The sequence below is a fragment of the Actinoplanes sp. NBRC 103695 genome (genome assembly GCF_030269485.1).
Lineage (GTDB): Bacteria > Actinomycetota > Actinomycetes > Mycobacteriales > Micromonosporaceae > Actinoplanes.
In genome coordinates, this window is record NZ_BSTL01000032.1 from 64,457 (window position 1) to 77,406 (window position 12,950).

The following is a 12,950-nucleotide window of genomic DNA, read 5'->3' on the forward strand; positions in this document are numbered from 1 at the left end:
ACACACCAGGAACACAAAACAATAGGAGACCACACGTGAGCACTCACGAAATCGACGTGCGCAGCGAGACCGTCAACAGCGTTGCCGTCGGGTGGGAGAAAGCTTTCGGTTCGTTCTGGGCGCACGTCTACCTCGCAGACGACAGCAGCGGCTACCCCTGCCCGAGCTTGGAAATTGGCGGAGACTTCCGGGAAGTCAAGGACCCCGCAATCGTGATCGACTTCGTCCGCCCGTACGCGCACGTTCCCGAAAACCTCGCCGCCATCCTCACGGCCGACGCCGAGACCGAAGGCATCTGCGACCTGCCCGCCATCCTCGGTATCCAGGAAGGTGCGTCGACCGCGTACGACCTCGACGAGGCCGACATCCCGTTCTAACCTGCGCACTGGCCGGGGAGTCAGGGACTCCCCGGCCACCGCGCGTCTAGGCCCGCCGTTCCGACGTGAGCAGTCACGCGCCGACTGCGGCCGGATCGGCGCGCATCGAGCACGCCGCTCCGGGCTGCCGCGCCGGCCGCTCACGGCCGCACCACTTCTGGCCCGCATCCCTGCTGGACCGGCGCACGTAAAAGGCCGACGGCCCCCCGAAGGGAGACACCCCTCGCGAGATGTACCGGGCAAGGTCCGTCGGCCAACACCAGGCAACACACCAGCGCTCACGCGCTGGTCTGAAGACCAATCCCGAGGCTAGCGCGCCCCGCCTCCCCGTTCAACCAACAGGCCCCACCACAGGAAGTCCACCATGGCCACAACTCCGCAGCCGTACCCCACGATCATCCTCGACGACCTAGCCACCATTGCCGCACAAATCCAACCCCTCATCCAATCCGCGAACCTGGGCGACACCCAGGCCACCCGCCGCATCGAAGAGGTCTTCGCCAGCTACGGAATAGTCTTTACCGATACGCCCGCCGTGCCAGACCGGGAGGCACCATGCCACTGATGGACAAGGACAAGGCCGGCCGCCGCGTGGCACGCATCGGTTACATACTCGCTTTCGGTGGCGCGGCTCTCGCCATCCTCACCGCCTTGCTGCTGATCGTCGCTGTCGCGTTGCTGCGCTGACAAGTCCGGGCACCCGATCAGCCCGCCCCTGGTGGCTCACCCGCCAGCGCGCCCACCCTCTCGACTCCCGCCGCCGGAACACTCGCCGCGCTCTCGACGTCACCGCCACCGGGCCGTACTCCGCCTCCCTTAGGCCTACCCCGCCGCCGCGCCACCGCCACCACGGAATCGGTCAGCTCACCCACCCGCGACGCAACGTCCTCTGCCGACGCCCGCTGCTGCCCCTGCCGCACCCGTGCCGGGGTTTCCTCGGTCAGCATCGCCGTCACATCCGGAGCCACCAGCGATGCCAACACCGCCAAGGCGAAATCCGCGCCCTGCTCCGCCTCCACCACGACCGCATCCAGCCGCGCGAGCTCCGACGCCCGTCGCTCCTGCGCGCGGCGGACCACCGCACCAGCATCGACCGCCGCTTTCAACGCGGTGCGTTCCGCCTCATGCCGCCGCTGCAGCGCCTCAATAGCTTTGTTCGTTCCCTTGCTAGCCATAGCAACGACGCTACCTATTTCACAGGCCCGCCCTCCACACCTAGCAATCGTTGAATGTTAGTTGTAAATGGTCACCCAATCATTCAACATTGCTTACACCATCGTTGATCAGCACAGATATCAGGTCACTCCCCAACCCCTTCTCAGAACTAGCACACCCCCTGGCATTCCAATGTCGCAAAGGCGCCTGCCGGGTGCCTACGCTCGGCGGCATGCTCTCGGTAACCCGCATTTCACCAGGGGCCGGGATCGCCTACCTCACCCAGCAGGTGGCTACCGGCCGACACGACTTCCGGCCTGCCGGCCCGAGCGCCGCGGTGGCCTACCACGCTGATCCTGCTGCCCACGGGGAGGCGCCGGGCTGGTGGGCCGGTCAAAGCCCGGTGCTGTTCGGCGTGCACGGACAGGTCACCGAGAAGCAGTTGCAGAACCTCATCGGCGAAGGGCGACACCCGGACACCGGCGAACAACTCGGCCGACTGTGGCGCAAATTCGAGGCACTCGACGACGACGCCCGCCAAGCCGCCGTCGAAAAAGCCTGGAAAGCGCTACCCGAGGATGCCACCTACGAGCAGATCGCCCAGGTATGGCTGCGAATCTGGACTGCTCCGGAACGGCACCCGGTGGCCGGGTTCGATGTCACCGTTTCCCCGGTCAAGAGCGTCAGCCTGCTGTGGGCGTTCGGTGACGACCGGGTCAAGCGCGAGGTGATGGCGTCGCATCACGACGGCGTACGCGCCGCTCTCGAGCACCTGCGAGCGCATGGGGCGTTCACCCGGCTGGGCACCAACGGCATCGTGCAGGTCGACACCGACGGACTCGCCGCTACCGTCTTCGACCACCGCATGTCCCGGGAAAAAGACCCGCAGCTGCACTCCCACATCATCGTCAGCTCGAAGGTCCGTGTCGTGCGTGACGGCAGCGAAACCTGGCTCGCACTCGACAGCAGAGCGTTCTACCAAGCCACCATCGGCGCCCGCATCGCCTACGAACGCGCCGTCGAACACCAACTCGGCCGACGCCTCGGCGTCCAGTTCGCCGCCCGCGCCGGCTCCCCGATCCGCGAAATCGTCGGAATCGCCTCCCGGGCAATCCAGCACTACTCCAAGCGGCGCACCGCCGTAGAAACCGAGCTCGACAGCCGCCACAGCGACCCCAGCACCGGCCGCGAATGGATCCCCACCGGACGGTGGCGCCGCTCCGCGCAGGACGCCACCCTGCGGACCCGCCGCCCCAAGGACGGCCCCGAATCCACCAACGAAGCCGTCACACGCTGGCAGCGCGAAGACCAGCAGGCAGGACTAAACACTGCCGCTGAGGTCCGGCGCATTGCCGCAGGCCGGGCACCCGACCCTGTCGATCAACAGGCACGACAGGTCATCCGCCTCGCGCAACGCCATCGCACCGGCCAGCGGGTACGGGTCCAAGACCTGGACGCCGCCGCTGTTCGGCTTGGTCTGGAGCGCGACGAGCAGCGGACGCCGGTCATCACAGCCGCGATCCGGCGGCTGCCGCACTTGGCCGTCGAACGCGCTGTCGACGAGCTCAGCGCCGAACGCGCCGTGTTCAGCGTCGACCACCTCGAACTGGCCATCGGCCGGCAGCTGCACGTCAGTCGCACTTCGGATCGCCGCTCGGGCTGGCAGCAGGTGCAGCGCTACGCCGCCCACGCCATCAGGTCCCGGGCCGGCGGCCTACGCGTGCTGACCCCGCCCGCGTTGCTCGAGTGGGGCGAAACCCTGGTCCGCGGCTCCGACCGGCAAAGCATCTACAGCCGACACCGCGACCTAAAACTGACCACCGAACCAGTCCTCGCCGCCGAAAAGGAACTGATCGCCTACGCCACCCGCCACGGCGCTACGGCCGCACCCCGGCCGCTGCTCGACGGGGTCGCTGACCGGCTCGACCTGTCGGATGAGAAGCGCGCCGCGCTGCACTTCGCCGTCGGCGATACCCGCCGGGTCACCGGCATCGTCGGCCCGGCCGGCACCGGCAAGACCTACCTCCAGCGGGCTGTCGGTGTCGCCGCCCGCCAAGCCGGCATACCCGTACTCGGCCTGACGGTCGGGCAGAACGCCGCGTTCGTTCTCGCCGACGCCACCCGCGACGGCGAACACCCCGGCATCCGAACCGAGAACATCGCCATGTGGCTGCACGCCCAAGACCATCCGCCCGAAAACACCACCCCGGCCGACTGGGCATTCCGACCCGGTCAATGGGTCATCATCGACGAGGCGTCACAGGCCTCCACACTCGACCTGGTCCGCCTCAGCCACCTCCTCGCACCCGTCGGCGGGAAGCTGATCCTTGTCGGTGACCCCGAACAGATCTCCGCCATCGGGCCCGGCGGCATGTTCCGCTACCTCGCCTCCCTCGGCACCACCACGCAGCTGCGCGAAGTGCGCCGCTTCACCGACCCGTGGGAAGGACCGGCCTCACTGCGGCTGCGCGATGGCGACACCACCGTGCTCGCCGAGTACGACCGCCGCGGCCGCATCATCGCCGGACACCGCACCGAACTCATCAACCATGTCCTCGACGGGTGGGCCGCCGACGTCCTGCAAGGCCGGACCAGCCTCATTCTCGTCGAAACGCAGGCCGAGGCGGCTGACATCGCTACCCAGGCCCGGCGCCTGCTCATCCGGGCCGGCATCGTACAACCCGGCCCGGCCGTCGTCCTCGCCGACGGCACCCACGCCGGTGTCGGCGACCTGATCGTCACCCGCCGCAACAACCGCACCCTGCAAGCCGGGGACGCGTTCGTCGCCAACCGCACCCAATGGCGTGTTCTCGAACTCGGCCCCGACGGCGCACTACTCGTCGAAAACCCGACCAGCCGGGCCAACACCACACTGCCCGCCGACTACGTCGCCGAACACGTCCAACTCGCCTACGCCGCCACCGTCGACTCCGCGCAAGGCCGCACCGTCGACGTCGCCCGCGCCATCATCGACCAGGTCACCACCCGCCCGCGGCTCTACGTCATGGCCACCCGCGGCCGACTCCTCAACCAACTCGCCGTCGTCACCGCCGACGAACCCCCCGAACCACACCCACCCGCACCGGCCACCGCCGGTATCACCGTTCTCGCCGGGATCCTGCGCGAAGACGGCACCGACCGCTCCGGCACCGAAACCGAACAAACCCTGTGGGCCGACGCCGACACCCTGCAGCACTGGGGACCCATCTACGACGACCTCACCGCCCGCGCCAGCACCGACCAATACGCCGCCGTCGTCCGCCGCGTGGCCGGGCAACGGGTCGCGGACAACCTCGCCGCCGACCCCGCCATGCCCGCACTCGCCGCCCGCCTGCACACCCTGGCCGCCGCCGGATACAACCCCGAACACATCCTCAGCACGGTCGCCTCCGAACGGGAACTGCACACCGCCCACGACACCGCCGCCGTGCTCGCCTGGCGCATCGACCAGGCATACCGCGACCTACAACCCGACCCCGCCGTCGCGCTCAGCCCCGCCCAAGCCGGCGCCTACACCCAACGCACACCCGCCGCCGACGGCGACATCGGCGACGCGCTGCGCCAGGTCGCAGCCATCTGCGACACCCGCATCGACGCCCTCGCCCAGCAAGCCGCCGCTGAACAACCCGCCTGGACCACCGCGCTGGGACCGCTGCCCGACGACGACCCCGGCCGGCGGCAGTGGACCAGCCGTGCCGCCGTCATCGCCGCCTACCGCGACCGCTACACCGTCACCGGCGACGACCCGATCGGTCCTCAACCCTCGCCCCGCGATACCGGCCGGTGGGGCGCCTGGCAGCGCGCGCAGACCATGCTCGGCGTCGCCACGCTCGCCGGGCAGATCAGCAACGCCACCGACGGCCAGCTACGCGCGCTCATCGCCGCGCAACGCGACGCCGACCAGAACGCCCCCACCTACGTCGGCGGGCAGCTCCGCATGGCCCACACCCAACTCGTCGGCGCCGAAACCCACCTGCGCGACGCCCGCGTCGACCTGGCCACCGCCCAGACCGCCGCCAAGTCCGCCGCCCGCCACGCCGACACCATGACGCCGCGATGGTGGCACGCCGGCCCCCTGCACACCCGGGCCGCGATCCGCCACCAACACGCCAAGACCGATGCGCTCCGCGCCGGCACCACCGTCGACGAGCTGCAAGACCGTGTCACCTCCGCACGCGGACGCATCGACACCGCCCGCGACCGCGTTCACGAACTCGAACGCCAGCACCAGACGTGGGCCAGCTGGTACAGCGAGGCGCTACCCACCCGCTACACCGGACTCGCCGCCAGCGCCGAAGCCGCACGCCGCGCACAAAACCTCGCCAACGACGCCAACACCCTCGCCGACACCGTGCGCGCCACCGCGGCCCGCGTCCGCGCCGTCGACGCCACCCGCCCGCAACCCCACACGCGGCCCGTCCCCGACGACCTCACCGCGCACGCCGAGGCGACACGGCAACGCCTCCTCGAGGACCCCGAACTCGACGCACCACCCGACCGTTCCGAGCCGGACGCAGACCATGCCTGAAACCCGCCTGCCTGACCGCACTACCTGCCGGATCACGGGGCTTGCTTGCCGGCGGAACGGGATCCGGCCATGACCGCACACCCGGTTGCGTTCGTCGACGAAGCCTTCATCCGCCTGCACCAGCACCCCGGCGCCTACCTGTTCGCCGCAGTCCTCATCGACGCCGACGACCTGCCCGACGTCATCGACGCCGCCCGCCAAGCCGCCGGCCCCCATGCGGACTTCCACGCCAGCGACCTCTACCGCCGCGGCCACATCCAACCCCTCGAAGACATGCTCGACACCACCGAAGCCCACGCCGGCTGGACCCTCATGATCGCCCAAGCACCCCTCGGCGAACACCAAGAAGCCGCCCGGCAAGCAGCGCTCACCCAGCTGCTACGCCAGCTCAACGACCAGAAAGTCCGCGACGTCGTCCTCGACACCCGCGCCAGCCCACGCGAACAACTCGACACCCAACTCCAAGGCCGCAAGATCAACCCGAGCGACCTGCCCGACATCACCACCTACCGGCGACTGGTCCGCGGACAGCAGATCAACGCCAGGATGCGGCTACAGCACGTCGACGACCGCCATCAGCCCGCACTGTGGCTTCCCGACGTCACCGCCTGGGCGTTCCAGCGCGCCCTGGTCTTCGACGAACCGCAATGGTGGAGCCGCGTCGCTAGCGTCGCCACCATCCACGACGCCGCGACCGGCAGAGAACTCTCCCTGACACACGACAGGACCGCTCCACCCACAGGCGAACGCGGTCCCCAAATCCAGAGCCCAAGTGCTCAGAACTCGTTGTCGTCGACCTCATTCTATACGCTAAACGGCGGCACCACGAACCGCACACAAGGGCCCGGCCACCTCTACAACGCCCTGCTCACACAGACGATGGAAGCCAGTTTCCCGTCTTCCGCAGCCGACCTTCAGGCCGGCATTTCCGCCCTCACGGCGAAGGTCGACCGACTGACAACCGCGATCTCCGCAACCGCCCAAGACCGTGCACTGCCGGATCATTCTCACCCGGGTTCCGCAGATGCCGGGTGTATCGATGCCGGGAGCCGGTTCGAGGCGCCCGCCGAGCACCGCGATCCGGGCGGGCCCGAGCTCGGATAACGACGTCGTTCGCCTTGAGACGTAGGACGCGGCCAACACCGTAAATGTCCAGCGCCCTAAGGCTGCGGCTCGATGAAGAGGGGTGCCTGGCGCCGCGCCAAGTCAGGATCGACGTGAAGGTGGCGGCGCCAACCGAGAGATGACCAGAAGTGTTCCGCCTCCGCGGAGAAGGCGACCAGCCGTCGATCTGGATAGCGCTCATGGAGAAGCTTTATGGCCGCGGTGCCGAGCCCGCGGCCTCGATGAGCACCGTGTACTTCGATGTACTGGATCTCGAGAGCGCTGGCTCCGAGGAGTGGGACATCGGCGTAGTCGTCAGTTCTGAGGTCGTCGCCCAGCCTCAGCCGTGCTACTTCTTCCCTGCCCTCCAGGAGTCGCAGGAAGATGCTCCTGGAGTGGGGAGAGACGGGGCGGCCGTACCACCAATCCTGATTGAATCCGGCGCTTGCCTCGTCATGCGTGAACGGAGCCCAGAGACGCGCCCCCGCTGGTCGGCCGAGTTCAACGAGCACGAGGTCCATCCTGTGATTCTGCCCCAGGCGATCCGGATGGGAGCTGCGCAGGTGGGCGGTGCTGGAACTCCAACAACACCCAACCCCGCCAATCCGCCTACCCTCGAACCCATGACGCTGGCAACGCACAGCGTTAGGCTGCCTGCACACGGAACCGCGACCGAACTCGACGGGTGGGCGGCCAGACTGATTGTCGGCGTGAAGACTTGATCTTGGAGGGTGGATGCTGGTCCGCCGGATAACGTTGAGCCACTTCCGCGGCGTGGCGGCGGGTACGGTGCGGCTAGATGGGAACGCGCTGCTCGTCGGTACCAACAGCGTCGGCAAGTCCACGATCTGTGAGGCGTTGGATCTGGTCCTCGGCCCGGAGCGCATGTTCCGCCGGCCTGTCATCGATGAGTACGACTTTTACGGCGCGCAGTACCAACCTCAGGACGGCAACGCGCCTGCGGTGCGCATTGACGTGGTGCTGACCGACCTCGCGGCCGAGGCAGAAAGGCGATTCCGCAGCCACCTGCGCCGCTGGTCAGCGGAGCACGGTGACTTCGCCGAACCGGAAGCTCCGACACCCGGAGAAGACGGAGACCGAGCTGAGTGGTGCCTGCCAGTCGTATTCCTGGGGCGGTTCAATCCGCAGGAGGACGATTTCGAGGGGGCGACCTTCTTTGCCCACCCCGAACTGGTTCCCGACGACCTGACTGAGGAGTCCGCCGATCTGGGCGGCGGCCTTAAACCGTTCACCCGCGCGGACAAGCGGCTGTGCCGGTTTCTCTACCTACGGCCCAACCGCACGGGTAACCGCGCGTTAAGTTTCCAGCGAGGGTCGCTGCTGGACACGATCGTCCGGCTGGAGTCGGAATCAACCGGCCTGCTGTGGGAGACAGCCCTGCGAGATGTCGCCGATGTGGTGATCGCCGGCGACGAAACGGGCTTCTTCAAGGTCCGCACCGAGCTGCGCAGCAGGGTCGAAAAGTTCATCAGTCTGAGCGACGACCCGGGCGCGGTCGACGTACGCGTCTCCGAGCTGACCCGTGAACATCTGCGCGAGGTTCTACGGCTATTCCTAGCGACGCAGCCGGGGGCGCACCCCGTGCCATTCAACCGTCTGAGCACAGGGTCGCTTAACCTTCTGGTGTTTGCCCTGCTCACCTACATCGCCGAGTTGCAGGGCGACCAATCGGTAATCTTCGCGATGGAGGAGCCGGAGATCGCTCTTCCACCGCACGCCCAGCGCCGGTTGGTCGACTTCGTCGTCAGCAAGATGGGCCAGGTCATCATCACCTCCCACTCGCCGTACGTAATCGAGAAGTTCGACCCGGACCGAGTCGTTGTCCTCGACCGCGACCACACCGGCACGTTGACCAGCACTCCGGTCATCCTGCCCGACGGGTTCAAGCTCAAGAAGTACCGCGAACACCACCGCCAATTCGCAGAGGCTGTTCTAGCCCGCGCTGTCCTGGTGGTGGAGGGCGGCACCGAGGTCGCACTCTTTCAGGCCGCGGCGGATGTCCTCGACGCCGATCCCTCAATTGATTACCTGCATCCGGACCTCGCTGGCCTTTCCCTGTTCAATGCCGGCGGTGATCATGCCGTTCCGCTGTTCGCCCCAGTGTTCGCCGCGATGGGTAAGGCAGTGTTCGGAATCCACGATCAGCCCACCAAGCCCCTCGATCTTGCCCTCAAAGACAAGAGCGACCAGTTCACTGACTACAAGGAAATCCCATACAGAGGAATCGAGACGCTGCTGGTCGCGGAGACATCGATCGACGTTCAGCGGCGCTTCGCTGCAGCCGTCGTCAACCGGTCCGACCATCCCGGTGGCACGTCATTGCTGCCGGAGGCGACCGAGGACGAGGTCCGAGCGCACGTACGGCACCTCTTGCAAGCCAGGAAAGGCTCGTATGACGGGTACGCCGTACTGCTGATCAACGAGTGCCGCAACGCCGCCGAGCTACCCCCGTCGGTATCCGACTTCCTAAGGGCGATCGACGCCCACCTACGAGCAGCCTCGACATCCAAGGCGGAGCCCACAGCAGACCCCGAGAGCTGAGACGCTGGTGGAGCTCGACGACTCCCGCAAGGCAATCCTCGCCGCCTCCGGCCACCTGCTGATCCAGGGCGGACCTGGCTGCGGCAAAACCACCATCGCACTACTCAAGGCCAGCGAAATTCTGGCCAGGCTGGAGCCCGAGCAGCGGGTCCTGTTCCTCAGCTTCTCCCGAGCCGCAGTACGCCAGATCTCGGATCGCATGCGCGGCACCCTCACACGGACCGTCCGCGACCGGCTCGAAGTCCGAACCTTCCACTCGTTCTTCCTCGAACTTGTCCGAACCCACGGTCCGCTGCTGAACGGCCGGCCCTCGTCATTCATCGCGCCGGACCGGGAGCGGCAGCTCAAGGCGGACTTCGCCGGTGACTGGGAAATCGAAACCGAACGCCTCGCCAACGACGAAGGCCGCTACGTCTTCAACCGGCTTGCCGCGACCGCCGCCACCCTGCTGACCGCGATCCCCGCTGTACGCACGCTGTACAGCGACACCTACCCGCTGGTCATCGTCGATGAGTTCCAAGACACCAACGAAGACCAGTGGCACGCCGTACGTGCCTTAAGCAACGCCTCGACGATCATCTGCCTGGCCGACCCTGACCAGCGCATCTACGAAGGCTTCGTACCCGGCGTCGACGAGAAACGTATCGACCAGGCCATCGAGCAACTGGCGCCCACGCCGTTCGACCTCTCCGGAGACAACCACCGCAGCCCCGGCGGCGGACTCCTCGACTACGCGAACGCCGTCCTGCGCAACGACCCCAGCCAGCCGATCCCCCCGAGCGTAAAAACCTGGTATTACCAGTATCCGATCACCTGCGAACAGACCGCGCACACGGCTGTCGTCACGGTCCGCGAAGTCCTAGAGCAACGGCTCGGCCGTACGCCCACGATCGCGGTGCTCGCCTCCTCCAGCGCTCTTGTCGGCCGAATATCGGAGAAGATCTCGACCGATCAGCCCCATCCGACCAACACGGACGTCCTGCCCGCGATCGACCACGAATTGAACTGGGACCCCGCCCTATCAGCGGCCGCCGGCTACGTCGTTGCGACGATCATGGAGTGGCCCGGCTTGACCAAAACCGAAGCCATGACGATCACCCTGACCGCCATGGCCGACTTCTACCGCATCAAGCTGGCTGGCGGCACCAAAGGGGCACGCAAAATCATCACCACCATCGAGAACGCGATCACCGCGATCCGCGACGGCAAACCCGTCCGGGCCAAGGCCGCAAAGGTCCTCCTCACCGGATTCGACTCGCCCCTGGAGTTCTCCGGCGATCCAGTCATCGACTGGCAAGTCGCCCGCAAGCGACTACACGGCGCCGATGAGCTTGAGGAGACCTTCAACAAGGCGCGACTACTGCGGCTGTTCAAGGCAACCGACCTACTCGCCTGGGCGCTGATCGACGTCTGGAACAGCGACGACGCCTACCCAGGCGCAGCGCTCGTGGTACGACGGGTCCTCGCCAACGAGACGCTGGAAGCCGCCCAGTCCGAGCCCGTGCCGGTCAGCCTCATGAACATGCACAAGTCCAAGGGCAAGGAGTTTGACGCCGTCATCATCACCGAGGGCCGCCACAACGCCCCGTTGCTCGACGCCACCTGGGAGCCGAGCCGCATACAAGCCGCTCGTCGGGTTCTGCGAGTCGCGATCACTCGAGCGCGCTCGCTGGTGATCTTCGTGCGACCGGCGGGCGCAGCCCCGCTGACAGGCTAACTAGCCATCACGACACGACACCATCGCAACAGCGGGCCGGACTGCGCCACCCATTGGCACGATGGAAGACGCAGGCAAACCTGCCGGCCTTGGCCGATCCGGCCGCGAATGTCGGCGAAGTGGACATGGGTCCCCGACTTCCGGGTGGGTAAGTCGCGATCACCGGCACTACCACCGGTAACCACTGCCGTCGGTGAGGTTCACGAACATGCCGGCGTGGGTGTAGACGCTTATCGCGGAGAACAACGCGAAGCCGATGCCGGCAACCGTCCACGCCCAGTAAAGGATCTGCCAGCTGCGGTGGCTGCCGGGCAGTGCCGCGGACGGGAACAGCAGGCAGCCCAGCGCGGCAGCCCCATAAAGGACGGCGAAGAACGTGTTCTCGATGGCCGGGTGCTGCCGTAGGAGCCCGGTGACAGTTGCCTCGGCGGGTGCGGCACTGATGACGTAGAAGCGCAGGATGGCCAGGGTGCACCAGGTCATGACGAGCCCGAGAAGGAAGACGATGATGCCGACGGGACCCAGCGCGTCCGGTAGCCGGTCGGGGGCGAAGGCCGGCGTGGTCCGGCTGATCCGCCACGCGGCAGCCAGCAGAAGCACGCCCAGCAACAGAGCTGGTCCGCCGAAGATGGTGTCGTTGTAGGGCCTGGCTTCGGCGAGCGGGTGGGTGACAGTCATGGCGCCGCCGAGCGCGGTCAGCAGGATGCCGAGGACGCCGAACGCGGCGGCCCAGCCGGTGTGGTCGGCCGGTGCGCGGACCAAGGGCATGGGCATGCGTTCGTTGCGCAGCCAGGCCCAGTAGCGCGGGACGAGGATAAGAGCTGCGCTGGCGGCGACGCCGATGAGCGTGTTGTACATGATCATGAATTCGCTCCTGGTGGTGAGGGTCATTGCTGGTGCGCGGTGATGAGCTGCCGGAGGACGGCAACGTCGTGCCGGCCGGCGCCGGTCTGGGTGTCGAGCAGGGTGTCCAGCTCGGCGATGAGCTGGCTCCGTAGTTGCTGGTTCAATGCCCACCCTGCGGCGGTGGGTGCGAGCAGGGATCGGCGGCGGTCCTTGGTGGGGACGCTGCGGCGCAGCAGGCCGCGTCTGATGAGAGCGGCGGCGGAGCGGGTGACGGAGCCTTTGGAGACGTGGGCCAGTGCGGCGACGACGCCGGTGTCGATAGGTCGGTGCATGACGGTCAGGTGCAGCACGTCGTAGCTGGTCCAGGTCAGGTTGGCCTCGTAGAGGACGGCGGCCTCGAGGTGACGGCGGGCGAAGTTCGCGGTGCGGCACATCTGGGCGAGGCGATCCATCTGCCCCGGCCCGACATCGTCGCCTGCGCCCCCCGGTGCCGCCGGCATCGCCAGTTCGGCGATGCCGGCGGCACTCGACGGAATCTCGCTCATCGATGGGCTCCGGCTCCTGGCTCGAGGAACGTTGCAGGATGCGGCCGGCCTCGGGTTTTGCCGTGGCGGTGGTGATCGCCGCTGGTCCAGTCCGCCAGCGGGCGCACCGGCCAGAA

At 67.4% G+C, this 12,950-nt stretch carries 11 protein-coding genes; 7 read left to right on the plus strand and 4 right to left on the minus strand.

Annotated elements, in window-relative coordinates; genetic code table 11:
• The first annotated feature begins 35 nt into the window (after positions 1 to 35).
• The 3 genes from QSK31_RS40010 to QSK31_RS40020 all read left to right on the plus strand — a co-directional run bounded on the left by QSK31_RS40010 (position 36) and on the right by QSK31_RS40020 (position 1,064).
• Positions 36 to 377, plus strand: a complete 342-nt coding sequence (locus QSK31_RS40010; protein WP_285689987.1) for a hypothetical protein — start codon at positions 36 to 38, stop codon at positions 375 to 377.
• A 364-nt stretch (positions 378 to 741) separates the two neighbouring features.
• Positions 742 to 942, plus strand: a complete 201-nt coding sequence (locus tag QSK31_RS40015) for a hypothetical protein (RefSeq protein WP_285689989.1) — start codon at positions 742 to 744, stop codon at positions 940 to 942.
• Complete coding sequence (locus QSK31_RS40020) at positions 942 to 1,064, plus strand: hypothetical protein (RefSeq protein ID WP_285689990.1); 123 nt, start codon at positions 942 to 944, stop codon at positions 1,062 to 1,064. The genes QSK31_RS40015 and QSK31_RS40020 overlap by 1 nt, the downstream gene beginning before the upstream one ends.
• 17 nt (positions 1,065 to 1,081) lie before the next feature.
• On the opposite strand, the gene QSK31_RS40025 is transcribed toward QSK31_RS40020, so the two are convergent.
• Entirely contained in the window at positions 1,082 to 1,552 is a 471-nt protein-coding gene (locus QSK31_RS40025; protein ID WP_285689992.1) for a hypothetical protein, read from the minus strand.
• Positions 1,553 to 1,764: 212 nt separating this feature from the next.
• Here QSK31_RS40025 and mobF point away from each other — a divergent pair, with 212 nt between their 5' ends.
• Positions 1,765 to 6,060 carry a MobF family relaxase gene (gene mobF / locus QSK31_RS40030; protein WP_285689993.1) on the plus strand — a complete coding sequence of 1,432 codons (4,296 nt, stop codon included), beginning with the start codon at positions 1,765 to 1,767 and terminating at the stop codon, positions 6,058 to 6,060.
• 69 nt (positions 6,061 to 6,129) lie between these two features.
• The gene (locus QSK31_RS40035; RefSeq protein WP_285689994.1) at positions 6,130 to 7,164 is read left to right on the plus strand and encodes a hypothetical protein; all 1,035 of its coding nucleotides are present in this window, start codon (positions 6,130 to 6,132) and stop codon (positions 7,162 to 7,164) included.
• A gap of 56 nt (positions 7,165 to 7,220) precedes the next feature.
• Here QSK31_RS40035 and QSK31_RS40040 read toward each other — a convergent pair whose 3' ends face one another.
• Positions 7,221 to 7,685: a GNAT family N-acetyltransferase gene (locus QSK31_RS40040; RefSeq protein ID WP_285689996.1), complete on the minus strand. Its 465-nt coding sequence runs from the start codon at positions 7,683 to 7,685 to the stop codon at positions 7,221 to 7,223.
• 214 nt (positions 7,686 to 7,899) lie between these two features.
• Between QSK31_RS40040 and QSK31_RS40045 the strand changes: the two genes are divergently transcribed.
• Complete coding sequence (locus tag QSK31_RS40045) at positions 7,900 to 9,726, plus strand: ATP-dependent nuclease (protein WP_285689997.1); 1,827 nt, start codon at positions 7,900 to 7,902, stop codon at positions 9,724 to 9,726.
• 7 nt (positions 9,727 to 9,733) lie between these two features.
• Complete coding sequence (locus QSK31_RS40050; RefSeq protein WP_285689999.1) at positions 9,734 to 11,443, plus strand: UvrD-helicase domain-containing protein; 1,710 nt, start codon at positions 9,734 to 9,736, stop codon at positions 11,441 to 11,443.
• Between the two features lie 168 nt (positions 11,444 to 11,611).
• Here the strand turns inward: QSK31_RS40050 and QSK31_RS40055 are convergent, their stop codons facing one another.
• The gene (locus QSK31_RS40055) at positions 11,612 to 12,307 is read right to left on the minus strand and encodes a DUF981 family protein (protein WP_285690000.1); all 696 of its coding nucleotides are present in this window, start codon (positions 12,305 to 12,307) and stop codon (positions 11,612 to 11,614) included.
• 23 nt (positions 12,308 to 12,330) lie between these two features.
• The gene (locus tag QSK31_RS40060; RefSeq protein WP_285690001.1) at positions 12,331 to 12,834 is read right to left on the minus strand and encodes a MarR family winged helix-turn-helix transcriptional regulator; all 504 of its coding nucleotides are present in this window, start codon (positions 12,832 to 12,834) and stop codon (positions 12,331 to 12,333) included.
• Between the last annotated feature and the right edge of the window lie 116 nt (positions 12,835 to 12,950).

Coding starts and splice junctions, on each gene's coding strand:
- QSK31_RS40055 (WP_285690000.1), bottom strand. CDS start 12,307: ATGATCATGTACAACACGCTCATCGGCGTCGCCGCCAGCGCAGCTCTT.
- QSK31_RS40035 (WP_285689994.1), top strand. CDS start 6,130: ATGACCGCACACCCGGTTGCGTTCGTCGACGAAGCCTTCATCCGCCTG.
- QSK31_RS40060 (WP_285690001.1), bottom strand. CDS start 12,834: ATGAGCGAGATTCCGTCGAGTGCCGCCGGCATCGCCGAACTGGCGATG.
- QSK31_RS40025 (WP_285689992.1), bottom strand. CDS start 1,552: ATGGCTAGCAAGGGAACGAACAAAGCTATTGAGGCGCTGCAGCGGCGG.
- QSK31_RS40045 (WP_285689997.1), top strand. CDS start 7,900: ATGCTGGTCCGCCGGATAACGTTGAGCCACTTCCGCGGCGTGGCGGCG.
- QSK31_RS40020 (WP_285689990.1), top strand. CDS start 942: ATGGACAAGGACAAGGCCGGCCGCCGCGTGGCACGCATCGGTTACATA.
- QSK31_RS40040 (WP_285689996.1), bottom strand. CDS start 7,685: ATGGACCTCGTGCTCGTTGAACTCGGCCGACCAGCGGGGGCGCGTCTC.
- QSK31_RS40015 (WP_285689989.1), top strand. CDS start 742: ATGGCCACAACTCCGCAGCCGTACCCCACGATCATCCTCGACGACCTA.
- mobF (WP_285689993.1), top strand. CDS start 1,765: ATGCTCTCGGTAACCCGCATTTCACCAGGGGCCGGGATCGCCTACCTC.